Origin of the sequence: Lapillicoccus sp. (genome assembly GCF_039935575.1) — a bacterium.
Lineage (GTDB): Bacteria > Actinomycetota > Actinomycetes > Actinomycetales > Dermatophilaceae > Lapillicoccus.
In genome coordinates this window covers 25,128-41,821 of the sequence record NZ_JBDTKA010000111.1, presented here as the reverse complement: position 1 = coordinate 41,821, position 16,694 = coordinate 25,128, and the positions used below count along the sequence as shown (strand labels likewise).

20 protein-coding genes are annotated in these 16,694 nt (G+C 70.1%); 6 read left to right on the top strand and 14 right to left on the bottom strand.

The window, feature by feature from the left end; genetic code table 11:
• Window positions 1-4 precede the first annotated feature (4 nt).
• Window positions 5-1,147, top strand: a complete 1,143-nt coding sequence (locus ABI385_RS13370; protein WP_348104243.1) for an Mrp/NBP35 family ATP-binding protein — start codon at window positions 5-7, stop codon at window positions 1,145-1,147.
• Here the strand turns inward: ABI385_RS13370 and ABI385_RS13365 are convergent.
• Entirely contained in the window at window positions 1,064-1,576 is a 513-nt protein-coding gene (locus ABI385_RS13365) for a TetR family transcriptional regulator (protein ID WP_348104242.1), read from the bottom strand. The two genes, ABI385_RS13370 and ABI385_RS13365, sit on opposite strands and share 84 nt — an antisense overlap.
• Here ABI385_RS13365 and ABI385_RS13360 point away from each other — a divergent pair.
• Window positions 1,570-2,445: an LLM class flavin-dependent oxidoreductase gene (locus ABI385_RS13360; RefSeq protein ID WP_348104241.1), complete on the top strand. Its 876-nt coding sequence runs from the start codon at window positions 1,570-1,572 to the stop codon at window positions 2,443-2,445. The two genes, ABI385_RS13365 and ABI385_RS13360, sit on opposite strands and share 7 nt — an antisense overlap.
• Window positions 2,446-2,484: 39 nt before the next feature.
• Here ABI385_RS13360 and ABI385_RS13355 read toward each other — a convergent pair whose 3' ends face one another.
• The 4 genes from ABI385_RS13355 to sigE form a co-directional block, all read right to left on the bottom strand.
• Complete coding sequence (locus ABI385_RS13355) at window positions 2,485-2,859, bottom strand: twin-arginine translocase TatA/TatE family subunit (RefSeq protein ID WP_348104240.1); 375 nt, start codon at window positions 2,857-2,859, stop codon at window positions 2,485-2,487.
• Window positions 2,860-2,937: 78 nt separating this feature from the next.
• Window positions 2,938-4,386, bottom strand: coding sequence for a trypsin-like peptidase domain-containing protein (locus tag ABI385_RS13350; RefSeq protein ID WP_348104239.1), 1,449 nt, complete (start codon window positions 4,384-4,386; stop codon window positions 2,938-2,940).
• Window positions 4,383-4,970 carry a zf-HC2 domain-containing protein gene (locus tag ABI385_RS13345; protein WP_348104238.1) on the bottom strand — a complete coding sequence of 196 codons (588 nt, stop codon included), beginning with the start codon at window positions 4,968-4,970 and terminating at the stop codon, window positions 4,383-4,385. Before ABI385_RS13345 ends, ABI385_RS13350 begins: the two co-directional genes overlap by 4 nt.
• The gene (gene sigE, locus ABI385_RS13340) at window positions 4,967-5,635 is read right to left on the bottom strand and encodes an RNA polymerase sigma factor SigE (RefSeq protein ID WP_407068276.1); all 669 of its coding nucleotides are present in this window, start codon (window positions 5,633-5,635) and stop codon (window positions 4,967-4,969) included. Before sigE ends, ABI385_RS13345 begins: the two co-directional genes overlap by 4 nt.
• 171 nt (window positions 5,636-5,806) lie before the next feature.
• Here sigE and ABI385_RS13335 point away from each other — a divergent pair, with 171 nt between their 5' ends.
• A complete protein-coding gene (locus tag ABI385_RS13335) occupies window positions 5,807-6,439 on the top strand; it encodes an O-methyltransferase (RefSeq protein WP_348104237.1) in 633 nt (210 codons plus the stop codon).
• 90 nt (window positions 6,440-6,529) lie between these two features.
• On the opposite strand, the gene ABI385_RS13330 is transcribed toward ABI385_RS13335, so the two are convergent.
• Window positions 6,530-6,703: a DUF3117 domain-containing protein gene (locus tag ABI385_RS13330; protein WP_348104236.1), complete on the bottom strand. Its 174-nt coding sequence runs from the start codon at window positions 6,701-6,703 to the stop codon at window positions 6,530-6,532.
• A gap of 166 nt (window positions 6,704-6,869) precedes the next feature.
• Here ABI385_RS13330 and ABI385_RS13325 point away from each other — a divergent pair, with 166 nt between their 5' ends.
• On the top strand, window positions 6,870-7,691 hold the full coding sequence (locus ABI385_RS13325; RefSeq protein ID WP_348104235.1) for an enoyl-CoA hydratase-related protein: 822 nt from the start codon (window positions 6,870-6,872) through the stop codon (window positions 7,689-7,691).
• Between the two features lie 6 nt (window positions 7,692-7,697).
• On the opposite strand, the gene ABI385_RS13320 is transcribed toward ABI385_RS13325, so the two are convergent.
• From ABI385_RS13320 to dapE, 6 genes are read right to left on the bottom strand one after another with little or no spacing between them, the layout of a single operon-like run.
• Window positions 7,698-8,975, bottom strand: a complete 1,278-nt coding sequence (locus ABI385_RS13320) for a hypothetical protein (protein ID WP_348104234.1) — start codon at window positions 8,973-8,975, stop codon at window positions 7,698-7,700.
• Window positions 8,942-9,532 carry a DNA-3-methyladenine glycosylase I gene (locus ABI385_RS13315; RefSeq protein ID WP_348104233.1) on the bottom strand — a complete coding sequence of 197 codons (591 nt, stop codon included), beginning with the start codon at window positions 9,530-9,532 and terminating at the stop codon, window positions 8,942-8,944. Before ABI385_RS13315 ends, ABI385_RS13320 begins: the two co-directional genes overlap by 34 nt.
• Window positions 9,529-9,987: an SRPBCC family protein gene (locus ABI385_RS13310; protein WP_348104232.1), complete on the bottom strand. Its 459-nt coding sequence runs from the start codon at window positions 9,985-9,987 to the stop codon at window positions 9,529-9,531. Before ABI385_RS13310 ends, ABI385_RS13315 begins: the two co-directional genes overlap by 4 nt.
• 5 nt (window positions 9,988-9,992) lie before the next feature.
• Window positions 9,993-10,301: a DivIVA domain-containing protein gene (locus ABI385_RS13305; RefSeq protein ID WP_348104231.1), complete on the bottom strand. Its 309-nt coding sequence runs from the start codon at window positions 10,299-10,301 to the stop codon at window positions 9,993-9,995.
• Window positions 10,298-11,107 carry a TIGR00730 family Rossman fold protein gene (locus ABI385_RS13300; protein WP_348104230.1) on the bottom strand — a complete coding sequence of 270 codons (810 nt, stop codon included), beginning with the start codon at window positions 11,105-11,107 and terminating at the stop codon, window positions 10,298-10,300. The genes ABI385_RS13305 and ABI385_RS13300 overlap by 4 nt, the downstream gene beginning before the upstream one ends.
• On the bottom strand, window positions 11,104-12,186 hold the full coding sequence (dapE, locus tag ABI385_RS13295) for a succinyl-diaminopimelate desuccinylase (RefSeq protein ID WP_348104229.1): 1,083 nt from the start codon (window positions 12,184-12,186) through the stop codon (window positions 11,104-11,106). Before dapE ends, ABI385_RS13300 begins: the two co-directional genes overlap by 4 nt.
• A gap of 96 nt (window positions 12,187-12,282) precedes the next feature.
• Here dapE and dapD point away from each other — a divergent pair, with 96 nt between their 5' ends.
• Together dapD and ABI385_RS13285 are read left to right on the top strand one after the other, a co-directional pair.
• Entirely contained in the window at window positions 12,283-13,251 is a 969-nt protein-coding gene (gene dapD / locus ABI385_RS13290; protein WP_348104228.1) for a 2,3,4,5-tetrahydropyridine-2,6-dicarboxylate N-succinyltransferase, read from the top strand.
• A gap of 91 nt (window positions 13,252-13,342) precedes the next feature.
• On the top strand, window positions 13,343-14,176 hold the full coding sequence (locus ABI385_RS13285) for a hypothetical protein (protein ID WP_348104227.1): 834 nt from the start codon (window positions 13,343-13,345) through the stop codon (window positions 14,174-14,176).
• A 13-nt stretch (window positions 14,177-14,189) separates the two neighbouring features.
• Here ABI385_RS13285 and ABI385_RS13280 read toward each other — a convergent pair whose 3' ends face one another.
• Window positions 14,190-15,485, bottom strand: a complete 1,296-nt coding sequence (locus ABI385_RS13280) for a citrate synthase (RefSeq protein ID WP_348104226.1) — start codon at window positions 15,483-15,485, stop codon at window positions 14,190-14,192.
• A 94-nt stretch (window positions 15,486-15,579) separates the two neighbouring features.
• Window positions 15,580-16,677, bottom strand: coding sequence for a succinyldiaminopimelate transaminase (gene dapC / locus ABI385_RS13275; RefSeq protein WP_348104225.1), 1,098 nt, complete (start codon window positions 16,675-16,677; stop codon window positions 15,580-15,582).
• Between the last annotated feature and the right edge of the window lie 17 nt (window positions 16,678-16,694).

Here is a 16,694-nt window from a genome sequence, read left to right as displayed (position 1 = left end):
GAACGTGCCTACCAGCGTTCTGCCCACCCAGGATGAGCTGCTCTCCGCGCTCTCGCGTGTGAACGACCCCGAGATCCGCAAGCCCATCACCGAGCTCGGCATGGTCAAGTCCGTCGCGGTCGACGACGCCGGCCGAGTAGCCGTGACGATCTTCCTCACCGTGGCCGGCTGCCCGATGAAGGAGACGCTGACCAAGGACATCACCGCCGCCCTGGTCGCCGTCGAGGGCGTCGACACGGTCGACGTCACCCTCGACGTGATGAGCGACGAGCAGCGCGCCACGCTCAAGACCCAGCTGCGGGGCGGGCAGGCGGAGCGCGAGATCCCGTTCGCCAGACCGGGCTCGCTCACCCGCGTATATGCCATCGCCTCCGGCAAGGGGGGCGTCGGCAAGTCCTCGGTGACCGTCAACCTCGCCGCGTCGATGGCCGCCCAGGGGCTGCGGGTCGGGGTGGTCGACGCCGACGTCTACGGGTTCTCGGTGCCGCGGATGCTCGGTGTGCAGCAGCGTCCGACCCAGGTCGACGACATGATCCTGCCCCCCATCTCGTACGACGTGAAGGTCATCTCGATCGGGATGTTCGTCCCCGGGAACCAGCCGGTGGTGTGGCGCGGACCGATGCTCCACCGGGCCCTGCAGCAGTTCCTCGGCGACGTGTTCTGGGGTGACCTCGACGTGCTGCTGCTGGACCTGCCGCCCGGCACGGGGGACATCGCCATCTCGGTGGCGCAGCTGATCCCCACGGCCGAGATCCTCGTCGTCACCACCCCGCAACAAGCGGCCGCCGAGGTGGCCGAACGCGCCGGAGCCATCGCTTTGCAGACCCACCAACGTCTGGTCGGGGTCGTCGAGAACATGTCCTGGCTCGAGATGCCGGACGGGTCGCGGCACGAGATCTTCGGCTCCGGCGGCGGTCAGGCCGTCTCCGACTCGCTCACGCGCTCGGTCGGCGCGCCGGTGCCGTTACTCGGGCAGATCCCGCTCGACACGCGCGTCCGCGAGGGTGGGGACAGCGGCATACCGGTCGTGCTCGGTGTGCCCGACTCGCCCGCTGCGGTGGCGCTACGCGGTGTGGCCCGTGCCCTGTCCGTGCGGGCCCGCGGCCTGGCGGGGCGCTCCCTCGGTCTCACCCCGACCGGGCGCTGACCTGACGCTGCGTAGTCCGGCGACCAGCAGGTCGACCAGGCGGCGCGCGTCGTAGCGAGCGGTGGTCTCGGAGCTGTCGTCGCCACGTGAGTCGGCCCCCACGCACAGGTTGCCGATCCCGCGCATCAGCTCGTATGCGCCCACGTCCGAGCGGATCTCGCCGGCCTCGGCCGAGGCGTCGACCAGCAGGGTGCACACCGGGACCAGCCGGTCGAGGAAGTAGTCGTGCAGCGTCTCGAAGTCGGCGTTGCCGGACTGAAGGACCGCGGCGAGGCCGTGTTTGGTGACCAGGAAGTCGACGAAGAGGTCGATCCATCGTGTCAGCGCACTGAACGGGCTGTCGCTGTTCGCCGACAGTACCGGGCCGGCTGCCGCGCAGGCCTCGACCTGGTGACGGTAGACAGCCACGATGAGGTCGGCGCGTGACACAGGGGCACCAGCCGAGCTTCGGGATCATGACCGCGCCGATGCAGGTCGACTACGACGACGTCCAACGGGTCTGGCTCGAGGCCGACGCGATCCCGCAGATCGAGCATGCCTGGTTGTTCGACCACCTCATGCCGATCGGCGGCGACCCGAACGGGCCGGCCTACGAAGGCTGGACGCTGTTGTCCGCGCTGGCTGCTCAGACCGAACGGCTGCGGCTCGGTTTGCTGGTGACGAGCAACCGGTTCCGCCCGCCCGCCATGCTCGCCAAGATCGCCGCGACCGTGGACGTCGTCTCCCACGGACGGCTCGACTTCGGCATCGGTGCCGGGTCTCGTCCGAGTGCCCCCGTGGCCAGGCGCGAGTACGAGGCCCACGGCCTGCCCTTCCACGACGCCGCTCACGCGGTCGGGGCGTTGGCCGAGGCCTGCACGGTCATCGAGCGGCTGTGGACGTCGGACGAGCCGTTCGACTTCGACGGGGACTTCGTCCACCTGACCGGAGCGTTCTGCAACCCCAAACCGGTGCAACGACCCCGTCCGCCGATCCTCATCGGTGGCGGCTCGACTCCCACGCTCCGGGTGGTGGCCGAGCACGCCGACCTGTGGAACTTCCAGGGCGGCGACATGGCCGACGGCCTCCGTCGCGGCGCCGTACTGGACGGCTTCTGCGCCGAGATCGGTCGGGACCCTCTGGCGATCACCCGCTCGACCAACGTGCCGGTCTCCTACGATCGGCCCGGCGACACCCGCGCCGCGATCGACCAGGCGCTCCAGGCCGGCTTCCACCACATCGTGCTCATGCTCCCGGCGCCCTACCCCGCCGAGGTCGCACGATGGGTCGCCGAAGAGCTCATCAGCCGATCGGCCTAGCTACGGGCTCGAGACGCCCCAGCAGCGCTGCCACCCGGGTCAGGTCGCGTCGGCGTCCCACGGGGTCGGCTTGGCACTGTCGTGGAGGGGCTGGGGCACCGGGGCCATCGAGCCGGACTGGGGTTTATCCATAGGCTCGACTGGCTCGTCGGACGGGCTGGGCTCGTCCATCAAGGCCTCTCGCACGATGCGGCGCGGGTCGTACTGGCGCGGGTCGTACTGCTTCCAGTCGACGTCGTCGAAGTCGGGGCCCATCTGCTCCTTGAGCTGGGTCCGGGCGTTCTGCGCGAGGCCGCGGACCTGACGGACCAGGTCGGCGAGCTTGGCGGCATATTCCGGAAGGCGCTCCGGACCAAGGACGAGGATGCCCACGATGGCCAGGACGATGACTTCCCAGCCGTTGATGTCGAACACGTCGCCTCCTCGCGCCTGGTTGCTGTCTGGTCTGCCGGCGAGACCGGACCCTGTCAGCCAGATGCTATTCGGAACCGGTCAGCTGCTGGATGCCTGCAGGGTCATCTTGGCGTTGACTGTCTGGGTACCGCGCTGGACCGTCATCGTGACGGTGTCACCGACGTTGCGCGCGCGGATCGCGACGATCAGGGCGTTGGCGTCCGTGACCTTCTTGCCCTCGAACTCGGTGATGATGTCGCCGTCCTTGAGCCCGGCCTGGTCGGCGGCGCTGCCGGCCTGGACGCCCCCGGTGGCGAGCTTGGCGCCGTCGCCGTCGTAGGACCGGTCCACCCGGACCCCGAGCGCCGGGTGCTCCGCCTTGCCTGTGGTGATCAGCTGCTGGGCGGTCTTGGCCGCCTGGTCACTCGGGATCGCGAAGCCGACGCCGATGCTGCCGCCGGTGGTGGAGTCGGAGCCCGGGATCCGGGCGATGGCGGAGTTGATGCCGATGACGCGACCGTTCATGTCGAGTAGCGGCCCCCCGGAGTTGCCGGGGTTGATCGCGGCGTCGGTCTGGATCGCGTTGATGTAGGACTGGTCGTTGCTGTCGCCGGGGGTGACGGGACGGTTGAGGGCGGAGACGATGCCGCTGGTGACCGTGGCGTCGAGCCCGAGTGGGGCACCCACGGCGATGACACCGTCACCCACGACGACGTCCTTGGAGGCCCCGAACTCGAGCGGGGGGATGTCCGTCGAGGCGACCTTGAGGACCGCGAGGTCGTAGGACGTGTCCGCACCCGCGACGGTCGCCGGGATCGTCGTGCCGTTGTTGAGCTCCACGCTGATCTGGCTAGACCCGCCGGCAGCGGCCACGACGTGGTTGTTCGTGAGAATGTGACCCTGCTTGTCGATGACAAAACCTGACCCGGTCCCCTCACCCTGCGAGGTCTTGATCCGGATGGTCACGACGCTCGGGAGGGCGTCGGCGGCGATCTTGGCGATGCTGCCGTCCGGTCTTGAGGTCGACCCCGGGCCGGGAGCCGGCACGGCGGAGCCGAGGCTGGTGCCGCGATCGAGCAGCTGCTGGCCCGCGAGGACGACCCCGCCGCCGAGCAGCGCCGCGACCAGAGCCAGCCCCGCGAGCCCGGCGAGCCGACGGGCGCCAGCACCCACGGCGCCCACGGCGCCCACGGCGCCAGGAACATGGTCCGAGGCCCACGGATGCGCGTAGGGCTCCCCCGTCGGGGCCGGGTGCGCAAGCAGGTCTGCTACCGCAGCTGGAGCGGGTGCCGCTGGCTCGGCCTGGGGCGCGCCCCACCAAGGGATCTGCTCGGTCTGTTGCGTCGGGATCTGCTGGGTCTGCTCGACGCCGGTGTCCGCAGGGGTTGCCGTCTCGGTCACCAGGGATCCCATCTGAGTCCGCTCGCGCATCGCCGGCGTGTAGGCCGGCGGCTCCGGTGCACCACCGTGCGGTACGCCGAACTCGTGCCAGGCGGGCGGCAAGGGGTGCTGGCCCCCGGAGCCCGGGGACGGTGGAGTCTCGCTCATCGACCGCGGTGCTCCACCGCGTCGCGCAGCAGGTCACGCGAGCTCGCCGTGAGGGCACTGGTCGAGGAGGCCGAGAAGGATGCCGTCAAGGCGGTCAGGCTCGTCGAGACGGGGATGCGGGTGACCGGCTGGCGCAGCGGCGACGCCGCGCTCGTCCCCGGCCCCACGACGGCTAGGCCGATGGCTGCCGCAGCAGAAGCCCCCGCGGCGAGGCCCGCGACCATCGCCGCACGTCGCGGCGACCGGTGCATCGCGGGAGCGGCGGGGGCCACGGTCGGCACCCTCAGGTGGCGCACGGGTATGGCGGGCACCGGTATGGGTGGGGGTCCGGCTATTCCACCGGTAGACGGTACCCGCATCTCGGCCGGTGCCGGGTGAGCGAGCGCCAGCAGGGTCAGCCGCAGGTCAGACGACACTGCGGGGGTACATCCCGTGCGCAGCGACTCCAGGAGACGCGACTCCTCCTGTGCGGCATACCGGCATACCTGACAGGCCACCAGGTGCCGGTCGAAGGCATGCAGGGTCTGCGCGTCGAGACATCGGTCGACGTACGCGCTGACCTGCAGACCCAGGTGTCTCGTCACTGCGCTCCCGTGAACCCCGAGAACGCGCCGGCCGGTCGGCGGATGGTCGGACGGGACGGCCGCGAGGTCGCCGGGGCCTGGTTTGTCGGGGCAGCCACCGGCGCCCGGTGAGCCAACGCCTCGCGCAGCAGGGCGCGCCCGCGGTGGATCCGGGACCGCACCGTGCCGAGCTTGATACCTAGCGTCGTCGCGATCTCCTCGTACGACAGTCCCTCGATGTCGCACAGGACGACCGCGGCCCGGAAGTCAGGCGGAAGCGCGTCCAGCGCACGCTGGACGTCATCGTCGAAATGGGTGTCGTCGTAGGTCTGGGCCGGCCCTGCCTCACCACTGGCCATCCGGCCGGCCGCGTCCTCGGGCAACGCGTCGAAGCGGATCCGCTGCTTGCGACGCATCTTGTCGAGGAAGACGTTGGTGGTGATCCGGTGCAGCCAGCCCTCGAAGGTGCCCGGCGTGTAGGAGCTGAGCGACCGGAAGACGCGGATGAACACGTCGTGGGTCAAGTCCTCCGCGTCGTGCGGGTTGCCCGTCAGACGGTAGGCAAGCCGGTAGACCCGAGCGGAGTGCTGGGTGACGATCTCTTCCCAGGACGGCGGGGTCCAGGCGTCGGTGGAAGGGGCCGCATCCTGATGGACCGCACTGCCAGCGGTCAGGGTGTCGGTCACGAGGTAGGCCTTTCGAGAGGATCCCGATTCGATGACGAACCGGTCAACCCCAGAGTTCCCGAGGAGTTGATGAGTTTACTGTGCCCGTGCTGTCACTACGGTAACCATCGGGGGACCCCCTGATATTTCCCTGACCGGACCCCCGACGCGACCGCCGGTAGGGTCGAGGTCATGAGCGCACAGAAGGCCGCGAGCTGGGGCTACGCCGAGGACTTCGTGACCGAGGGCGAGGTCATCGAGTCGGCCCGCCGCCGTGGCCAGGAGCTCGGTTGTACGCCGGTCGGCGTCGGCACCGGCGCAGCCCTGCGCATGCTCGCTGCCACGCTCGCGGCCAAGGCGGTGGTCGAGGTCGGCACTGGAGCCGGGGTTTCCGGGCTCTGGCTGCTCGCCGGTATGCCGTCCGACGGCATCCTGACGACCATCGACCTCGAGGCCGAGCACCAGCGCGCCGCCAGGGAGGCATACTCCGCAGCCGGCGTCACCCACCAGCGGACCCGGGTGATCACCGGACGGGGTCTGGACGTTCTCGGCCGGATGACCGACGGCGCCTACGACATCGTCCTCGTCGACGGTGACAAGAGCGAGTACCCCGCCTACGTCGAGGAGGCCACCCGGCTACTGCGGCCCGGTGGGGCGATGGCCGTGGACAACATGCTCTGGCACGACAAGGTGGCCGACCCCGCGGCGCGGGACGACGTCACGCGGGTGCTTCGCGACCTGGGCAAGAGCCTGCGCGACGACGAGCGGTTCCTTACGACGTTGCTGCCCGTCGGCGATGGGTTACTGGTCTGCGTCAAGCGCTGACCCGAGGCCGGCGAAAGGCCACGGCCCGGGAGGCGAAACGCCCCCGGCCGAGTGGGCCGGGGGCGTCGCTATGAGGTTGTCTGGCGCGGGTCAGGAGACCCCGGCACACCCCGCGATGGCGTCGCGCAGGTTGGCAGCCTCGGCCGGCGTCATCTCGACGACCAGGCGGCCACCGCCCTCCAGTGGCATCCGAAGAACGATCCCCCGACCCTCCTTCGTCACCTCCAGAGGTCCGTCTCCCGTCCTGGGCTTCATAGCCGCCATGGTTTCCCTTCCTTGGACATCCGCGCTCGGGCCGGGCTTCCCCGACGACCGGCGGGACAGACGAGTGTTGGAGACCATTATCACCTGCCCCGGGAGGCGAGGGGAAATCGTCGGTCGGGCACGATGGGCACCATCCACCGACGCAGACCAGCGAAAGAGAGCCGTGATGTCGACGCAGACGGACCAGGGCACCGACGCCAGCGGGGGCGTGCTGGACGTCGTCGTGGAGCACGGGGTTGCCACGCTGACACTCGACCGCCCGGAGGCGATGAACGCGCTCGATCTCGCGCTCAAGGAGCAGCTGCTTGCCGCTCTGCAAAAGGTCGCGCAGGACGTGGACGTGCGCTGCGTCGTGCTGACCGGCCGCGGTCGCGCCTTCTGCGTGGGGCAGGACCTGAAGGAGCACGTAGCAGGGCTCCAGCGAGGCGACGAGCGGCTCGGCCGGACCGTCGTCGAGCACTACAACCCGATTGTCACGCTGCTGGCTACCATGGACAAGCCGGTGATCGCCGCGCTCAACGGGGTCACCGCAGGCGCCGGCGCCTCGTTCGCGTTCGCAGCCGACCTGCGGGTGATGGTGGCGGGGGCCGGGATCAACCTCGCCTTCGCGGGCATCGCGCTCTCCTGTGACTCTGGTTCCTCGTGGACGCTGCCCCGGCTCATCGGCACGGCCCGGGCAAAGGAGCTGCTGCTCATGCCCCGGACGGTCCCGGCCGACGAGTGTCTCGCCCTCGGGCTGGTGAGCCGGGTGGTGCCGGCGCAGGAGTTCGAGGCGGCCGTCACCGAGCTGGCAAGCACGCTGGCCTCAGGTCCCACGCTGGCCTACGGCGCGATCCGGCGCGCTGTCGCCCACGGCTCCGGGTCCGGGCTCGCGAGCGCGCTGGCCTTCGAGGCCGAGCTGATGACGTCCACCGGCGCCAGCGAGGACCACCGCGCCGCCGTCCACGCGTTCCTCGCCAAGGAGCGCCCCCGGTTTGCCGGCCGCTGACGTCGGTTAAGGCGGGTAGTCGCTCGGCGGCACGAACCGCCAGAGGACGTCGACCCAGTACCACTGCCCGATCACGAACGCCCCGAGCAGCACCCAGAACCGGACCCGCGCCCACTGCTGCCAGCCGGACCATCTCGGATGTCCGCCCACGCCGATGAGCACGGCACCGAGCGGGAACAGCGGGATGAGGTAACGGAAGATCGAGGTAAAGGGGTCGAGCACGACGAGCAGGTATGCCGGGTAGGCCAGCGACCAGGTGCGCAGCTGGGCGCCGAGCCGAGCCGCCCACGGACCGAGGGCGAGCATCGCGATGAGGACGAACAGGGTGACCAGCCACACCGGGCCCCAGGTGGCACCGAAGTAGTACCGCGACATGTCCAACCAGGGTGTGAACGGGACGATCTCCCGGCTACCGCGCCACGTCGACATGGTCGCCGTGTAGGCATCGGCCCGGCCCGTGGACAGCCCCGCGATCGCCGGCCAGAGGATCCCGGAGACACCGCAGCCGGCGAGCGCCGCCAGCGCGCTGAGGGCCTCACTGCGCTCGATCGGCTCGTCGCGACGCCGGTGCCACCGCTGCCAGATGGCGACGAGCGTGACCGCGGCCAGGGGAACGGCGATCGGCCGGGCGAGCCCGAGCAGGAGCGCCAGCCCGGTCGCGGTCAACCAGCTGCGCTTGCTCAGGGCAAGCAGGAACAGGGTCAGCAAGGCCATCGCCAGGGCCTCGGTGTAACCCACCTGGAGCACGACCGCCGCCGGCATGCTCGCCCAGAGGACGACGACGGCGAGGGTGGCGCGGTCCCCGAGCCGCGGTCGGAGCAGCAGCCCCATCGCCCCCGCGGCGACGAACCCGGCGACCAGCGACACCGTCGAACCGACGACGTAGAAGTCGAGCCCGGTGAGGTCCATCAGCGCCCTGCTGAGCAGCGGGAAGAGCGGGTAGAACGCCCAGGCGTTCTGCTGCACCAGACCGGCGCCGTCGACCGGCAGCCGATGCGGGTAGCCGCCGAGTGCGATCTGTTGGTACCACTGCCCGTCCCACTGCGCGGTGAAGGTCAGGTAGCTGACGACGGGGCCGGTCCACCCGGTCGGAACCTGCCGGGTGGCGACGATCGCGAGGATCACCCCACTGACCACCCGACACGCGGCGTAGGCCAGCAGCAGGCGGGGCAGGAACCCTCCGAGGCGCTGGAGCCCCAGGACGCCGAGGGGGCTGGTCGGCTCGACGTCGCGCTCTTCCCGGATCTCGGTCACGCCGGCGTCCGGACGCTGGATCGGTGGCATCCTGCGAGATGGTCGTCGACCAGCCCGCAGGCCTGCATCGCTGCATACGCGGTCGTCGGCCCGACGAAGACGAGACCCTCCCGCTTGAGCCGGGCGGCGAGCGCGACGGACTCGGGGCTCGTGGCCCGGACGTCTCCGAGGACACACGGAGGGGTATGCGTCGCAGGAGCAAACGACCATACGAGCGCGTCGAGGCCGCCAGAGTCGCGCAGGGTGACGACGACCCGGGCGTTGCCGATCGCAGCGTCGATCTTGCGGGAGTTGCGCACGATGGCGACGTCGGCCATCAGCCGCGCCCGGTCACTGTCGTCGAAGGCTGCGACCTCGTCCGCACCGAAGCCCGAGAAGGCGGCCCGGAACCCGTCCCGCTTGCGCAGGATGGTCAGCCAGGACAGCCCCGACTGGAACGCCTCGAGAGTGAACCGTTCGAACAGCGCCGACTCTCCATGGACCGGAAGGCCCCACTCCTCGTCGTGGTAGACGAGGTAGTCCGCCGTGGAGCCCGCCCACGCGCACCGGGCCAACCCGTCGGCTCCGACGACGAGGCCGTCGCTCATACAGCCCGCGGGTCCGCCGCCGCGACGAGCATCTTGTCCAGCGCGGCCGCGAACAGCCGGTGGGTCACGGGGTCCGTCACGCGCGCGACCATCCGGCCCACGAGCTCGGGTCGGGGCACGATCTCCTCGCGCCAGGTCACCCGGGTCAGGCTGGCGACGGGTTCGACTGTGACGTCGGCCCAGCCGCGCAGCACCCGGCCGGTCTTGCGCACGGCGAACCGCCCGAGGCCACCGTCGGCGGGCGGTTGCCAGCGGGTGACCAGCATGGAGTCGAGAAACCCGACCGGGCCGAGGCCGGTCTTGCCGGCGAACCCCCACCCCACCCGCTTCGGCGCGGCGTCGACCCGCATGGCCGTGAGGGGGATCCAGTCCCCGTATGCGGCGAAGTCGGTGAGCGTCGCCCATACGCGGTCGACGGGCGTCGGGACGGTTCGCTCGATCTGGACGGCAGACATCTCGGTCAGTCCTGTGTGGGTTCGGGCAGGGGTGGGGCGACCAGCTGTCGGACCCGGTCGGGCGACGCCGACAGATCGCTGATCTCTCGGCGCAACCGGTCGATGACCACGTCCACCTCGCTCATCCGATAGCCGCGGAACGCGGTGTCGAACCGCAGTCCCTCGATGTCGGCGACGGTCAACGGATCATCGGGAAGCGGGACATGACTCATGGTCGACGTGGCGTCGGCGAGCGACCCGTCGACGCGGCCGAGCACGGCAGCGACGGTGAGCACGACCAGAACCACAGCGACGAGTAGGGCGAGCCAGATCACCGGTCGATGGTCCCACGCCGTGCTGGGTTCCATGGCCGGACCTGGTCGTCCCAGGTCGACACGGTGCGGACCGCGTCGGCGACGTCGTCGGTGACGTGCACCAGCTCCACGTCCGCCGGGCTGATGGTGCCGTGGCTGAGGGCGGATGACCGAAGCCAGTCGACCAGCCCACCCCAGTAGGCCGTTCCCATCAGGACGACGGGGAAGGACGTCACCTTGCGGGTCTGCACCAGGGTGAGCGCCTCGAACAGCTCGTCCAGCGTGCCGAACCCACCGGGCAGCACGATGAAACCCTGGGCGTACTTCACGAACATCGTCTTGCGGGCGAAGAAATAGCGAAAGTTGACGCCGAGGTCGACGTACTCATTGAGCCCGGTCTCGTAGGGCAGCTCGATCCCGAGCCCGACGGACGTCCCGCCCGCCTCGTGCGCGCCGCGGTTCGCCGCCTCCATCGAGCCTGGACCGCCGCCGGTGATGACGGCATACCCCGCCTCTACCAGAGCTCGACCGACCTGCACCCCGAGCTCGTATGCCGGATCGCCGGGTCGCGTCCGCGCGGAGCCGAAGACGCTGACGGCCGGCCCCAGCTCGGCAAGGGCGCCAAAACCCTCGACGAACTCCGACTGGATGCGCAGCACCCGCCAGGGATCGGTGTGCAACCAGTCGGCGCCGTGGCCCGTCGGGCGACTGTCCAGCAGCCGCTGGTCGGTCGTGGTCGCGGGGACCTGGTCGCCGCGCAGGGTGACCGGGCCCGTCTGCCGCTCGCGCCGGTCGTCCGGCTCGCTGGGCTCGGCTGGTTCGCTCACGCGAGCCACCGCAGCATCGCCCGCTCGGCGTCGACGAACTGCTGTAGAGGGGCACGTTCGTCGTCGGCGTGGGCCCGGTTCGGGTCGCCGGGACCGAAGTTCACAGCCGGGACACCCAGGGCCGAGAACCGGGCCACGTCGGTCCAGCCCTCCTTGGGACCGACTGGGACGCCAAGCGCCTCGACGAACGCCTTGGCCGCGGGCAGGTCCAAACCCGGCCGGGCGCCGGGCGCGTTGTCCTGCACCTGCACGTCGAACCCGTCGAAGACGCCGCGGACGTAGGCGACGGCGTCGGCACCCGACTTGTCGGGCGCATACCGGTAGTTCACCGTCACGACGCACCGGTCGGGGATGACGTTGCCCGCGATCCCTCCGCTGATGCCGACCGCCTGCAGCGCCTCGTGGTACTCGAGCCCGTCGACCGTGACCGTCTGCGCCTGGTGGGCGACGAGGCGGTCGAGAACCACGGCAGCGTCGTGGATCGCGTTGTGCCCGTTCCAGGGCCGAGCCGAGTGGGCGGCGAGACCTAACAGGGCGATGTCGGCACGCAGCGTGCCCTTGCAGCCGCCCTCGATGGAGCCGTTCGTCGGTTCGAGCAGCACCGCGAAGTCGCCGGCGATCAGGTCGGGGTGGTCGGCGGCGAGGTGGGCCAGCCCGTTGAACTCGCCGTCGATCTCCTCACCCTCGTAGAAGACATAGGTGAGGTCGACGTGCGGGTCGGTCACTTGTCGGGCCAACCGCAGCTGTACGGCGACCCCGCCCTTCATGTCGACGGTGCCGCGCCCCACCAGCTCCGCAGGCTCCACAGTCGTTCGGGTGGTCCGCGTCGTCGGCAGGTTGGGCGGCTCGGTCAGCGGGACGGTGTCGATGTGACCGGCGAGGACGACCCGCGTGGCGCGCCCGAGCTCGGTCCGGGCGACCACGGTGTTGCCGTGCCGGGTCACCGTGAGGTGGGTGAGGGTCGCCAGGGCGTCCTCGATCGCCGTCGCCACGGCGTCCTCGTCCCTGCTGACCGAGGGGATGTCGCACAGGGCCGCGGTCAGGGAGACGACGTCGAGATCCAGGTCGAGGTGTGGCATGAGCGCAGGTTACCGGGGTGCGAGCATGCGCCGAGGTCGCTCAAGGGGGTTACCGATGGGCCGGAACCTTCGACGCTCGCCGTTAGTCTTTCCGGCATGACATCCGAGGGACCGCGCCACGCCTGGGGCCATGGTCTGGCCACGGAGCAGGTCGTCGGTGTCCCTCCCGGGGCCGCCGCTCGGGTCCTGGACGCCTGGTTCCCCGAGCCGCGGCTCGGCACTGACGACGCCGGTGGTGGCCGTGGGCTGATGCCCGCAGAGCTGAGAGCGATGGAGTCCCGCGACGACGACCGAGGGGTTCGCGTCGTGACCGTGACCGTCGAGATCGACCTGGACACCGCGCCCCAGAGTGCGGTCGACGCATACCTGCGCCTGCACCTGCTCTCGCACCGTCTCGTGCAGCCCAACACGATCAACCTCGACGGGATTTTCGGCGTGCTCCCCAACGTGGTGTGGACCAACGTCGGGCCGTGTGCGGTCGAGGGGTTCGAGCAGACCCGGATGCGGCTGCGCCGTCGGGGTCCGGTCCAGGTGCTCTCGGTCGACAAGTTCCCGCGGATGACCGACTACGTGGTGCCGAGCGGGGTGCGGATCGCCGACGCCGCTCGCGTCCGGCTGGGCGCCCATCTCGCGCCCGGGACTACGGTCATGCACGAGGGTTTCTGCAACTACAACGCGGGAACCCTCGGCGCCTCGATGGTCGAGGGCCGGATCGTGCAGGGCGTGGTCGTCGACGACGGCTCCGACATCGGCGGTGGCGCGTCCATCATGGGCACGCTGTCCGGAGGCGGGACCGATCGGGTCCGCGTCGGCAAGCGCTGTCTGCTCGGGGCCCAGTCGGGTCTCGGGATCGCGCTGGGCGACGACTGTGTCGTCGAGGCGGGTCTCTACGTCACGGCGGGCACCAAGGTCACCCTCCCGGACGGTTCGGTGGCCAAGGCCAAGGAGCTGTCCGGGCGCGACAACCTGCTCTTCATCCGCAACTCGGTCACGGGGACCGTCGAGGTGCGCGACCGGTCGGGCGCGGGGATTACCTTGAACGACGCTCTCCATGCGAACGTCTGAGGACCGCGGGAACCTGCCCTCCGACGTTCCCGTGCCCAAACCTGCTTCCCCTGAACGGCAGCCGCGCCGTCGCCGCCGACGCGGTGGCTGGGTGGGCGTTGCGGTGATCCTCGCGGTCGTCGCCGGGGTCGGCGCGGCCGGTTATTGGGCGGTGAACGCCTTGGGCCGGAGCGCGAGCGGGTCCACGTGCTCGGCCACGGCGGCTGGCGCGACCGTGCGGTTCAGCACCGAGCAGACCGCTAACGCCGCGCTCATCGCGGCCGTCTCGGAGAAGCGCGGCCTGCCGGCGCGGGCGGCGACGATCGCCATCGCGACGGCCATCCAGGAGTCGAAGCTGCGCAACCTGACCTTCGGCGACCGCGACTCGGTCGGACTCTTCCAGCAGCGCCCGAGCATGGGCTGGGGCACCCGCGACCAGGTCCTCGACCCGGTCTACTCGACCAACAAGTTCTACGACGCGCTGGTGAAGATCGAGGGCTACGAGTCGATGGAGATCACCAAGGTCGCGCAGGCAGTCCAGAGATCTGCCTACCCCCTCGCGTATGCCGACCACGAGCAGGAGGGGCGGATCCTGGCCTCGACACTGCGCGGACACTCCCCCGCCGGACTCGTCTGCGACCCGGGGGCCATCGAGTCCGGGTCCGACTCGGCGGCGGTGGCCGCCGACCTGAGCAACCAGTACGGCATCGCCTCGACCGTCGACGGAGCCGTTCTCACCGTGACCGCGGCCTCAGCAGAACAGGCCTGGGGCGCCGCGCAGTGGGCAGTCGCGCGGGCCGACTCCTACGGCGTCGACCGGGTTCAGGTGGGTGACCGGGTGTGGTCCCGGCTCGACGATCCGGGGACCTGGACGTCCGGCGCGCCGATGTCGGCGGGCGGCACCGCCACGACGGTGACGATCCGGCTCGGCGGCGTCCAGCCCTGACGGGTGGCGAGCGTCAGCGGTGGCCGAGGTCCACGTAGTCGCGCTCGGTCTCGCCGATGTAGACCTGCCGTGGGCGGCCGATCTTGGTCTCCGGGTCCTCGATCATCTCGCGCCACTGGGCGATCCAGCCCGGCAGCCGCCCGATGGCGAAGAGCACCGTGAACATCTTGGTCGGGAAACCCATCGCCTTGTAGATCAGGCCGGTGTAGAAGTCCACGTTGGGGTAGAGCTTGCGTTCGATGAAGTAGTCGTCGGACAGGGCGATCGACTCGAGCTGCTTGGCGATGTCGAGGAGTGCGTCGTCGCTGCCGAGCTTGGCGAGGATCTCGTCGGCGGTCTTCTTGATGATCGCGGCGCGCGGGTCGTAGTTCTTGTAGACCCGGTGCCCGAAGCCCATCAGGCGTACGCCGTCCTCCTTGTTCTTCACCTTTTTCATAAAGGTGTCCACGTCGTAGTCGGCACGGTTGATGCTCTCGAGCATCTCGAGCACGGCCTGGTTGGCGCCGCCGTGCAACGGTCCGAACAGCGCGTTGATCCCGGCGGAGACCGACGCAAACATGTTGGCCTGGGCGCTACCGACCATCCGGACCGTCGACGTCGAGCAGTTCTGCTCGTGGTCGGCGTGCAGGATGAGCAGCAGGTCGAGGGCCTTGACGACGGTCGGGTCCAGCTCGTAGGGCTCGGCCGGGAAGCCGAACGTCATCCGCAGGAAGTTCTCGGTGAGCGACAGCGAGTTGTCGGGGTAGAGGAACGGCTGCCCCACCGACTTCTTGTGCGCGTATGCGGCGATGGTCGGCAGCTTGGCCAGCAGCCGGACCGTCGAGAGCTCGACCTGCTCCTTGTTGAACGGGTCGAGGCTGTCCTGGTAGAAGGTCGACAGCGCCGACACGGCCGAGGACAGCACCGGCATCGGGTGCGCGTCGCGCGGGAACCCGGAGAAGAACGCCTTGAGGTCCTCGTTCAGCATCGTGTGTCGACGAATCCGGTCCTCGAAGTCGGCCAGCTCCGTCTGGGTCGGCAACGAGCCGTAGATCAGCAGGTAGGCGACCTCGACGAACGAGGACTTCTCCGCGAGCTGGTCGATGGGGTACCCGCGATAACGCAGGATGCCGGCGTCGCCGTCGATATAGGTGATCGCGCTCTTGCAAGACGCGGTGTTGACGAACCCGGCGTCGTAGGTGACGGTGCCGGTCTCCTTGAGCAGCGCGGACACGCTCAGGGCGTCGCTGCCGTCGGTCGCCGGGACTGCCGGCAGGACGAGGCTCTTGTCGTCGACGGTGAGCTTGGCCTGCGATACGTGGGTGGTCATCGGTGGCTTCCTCCTTGGTGCCCGGCGACTTCGACAGTGCCAGACGCGGACCCGACGCTACCCCAGAGTAGGTATCCGCAGTATGTGGAGTCCGTCACCAGCGCTGCGCCGCCGACGCGACGCGCTCGTCGGTCGCTGTGAGGGCCACCCGGACGTGGCGCTCCCCTCGGGCGCCGTAGAACGAACCGGGAGCCACGAGCACACCGCGGTCGGCGAGCCAGGCAAGACTCTCCCAACAGCCATCCCCCTGCGTCGCCCACAGGTAGAGACCGGCACTCGACAGGTCGATCCGAAAGCCCGCGCGCTGCAACGCATCTCGCAGGATCTCGCGCCGCGACGCATACCGGGTCCGTTGTTCGACCACGTGCCCGTCGTCGCCCAGCGCCGCGACCATCGCGCACTGCACCGGCCAGGGGACGATCATCCCCGCGTGCCTGCGGACCTCGAGCAGGCGGGCCACCAGGGCAGGGTCGCCGGCGGCGAACGCTGCCCGGTAACCCGCGAGGTTGGACTGTTTGGACAGCGAGTAGACCGCGAGCAGCCCTTCGTGGCTCCCGCCGCAGACGCGCGGGTCGAGGATGCTTGGGACGGGTTCGCCGTCCCAGCCGAGCTCGGCGTAACACTCGTCGGACGCGACCACGACGCCGTTCTGGCGTGCCCAGGCGACCACCTTGGCGAGGTGCGCGACACCGAGCACCTGACCGGTGGGGTTGCTCGGGCTGTTGACCCAAAGCAGCCGAGGACGGGTGGCCGTGGTCTGCGGACCGTATGCCGCGAACCCATCGACCACGACCGGCCGCGCCCCGGCGAGGCGTGCGCCGACGTCGTAGGTCGGGTACGCCACCGCGGGAATGCCCACCACGTCACCGGAACCCAGCCCCAGCAACGTCGGCAGCCACGCCACGAGCTCCTTGCTGCCGATCGTCGGCAGCACCCCGTCCGGGTCGACGTCGGGCACCCCGCGCCGCCGGGCGAACCAGGCGGCGACAGCCTCACGGAGCGTCGGCGTACCCCAGGTCTGGGGGTAGCCGGGCGCGTCGGAGGCAGCCGCGAGCGCCTCCTGGACGACGAGCGGAGTGGGGTCGACCGGGGTACCGACCGAGAGGTCCACGATCCCGCCCGGGTGCCGCGAGGCGATCTGCTTGTATGCCGCGAGCGAGTCCCAGGGGAAGTCAGGAAGGGCCGAGATCACCTGACGAGCACGGTCAT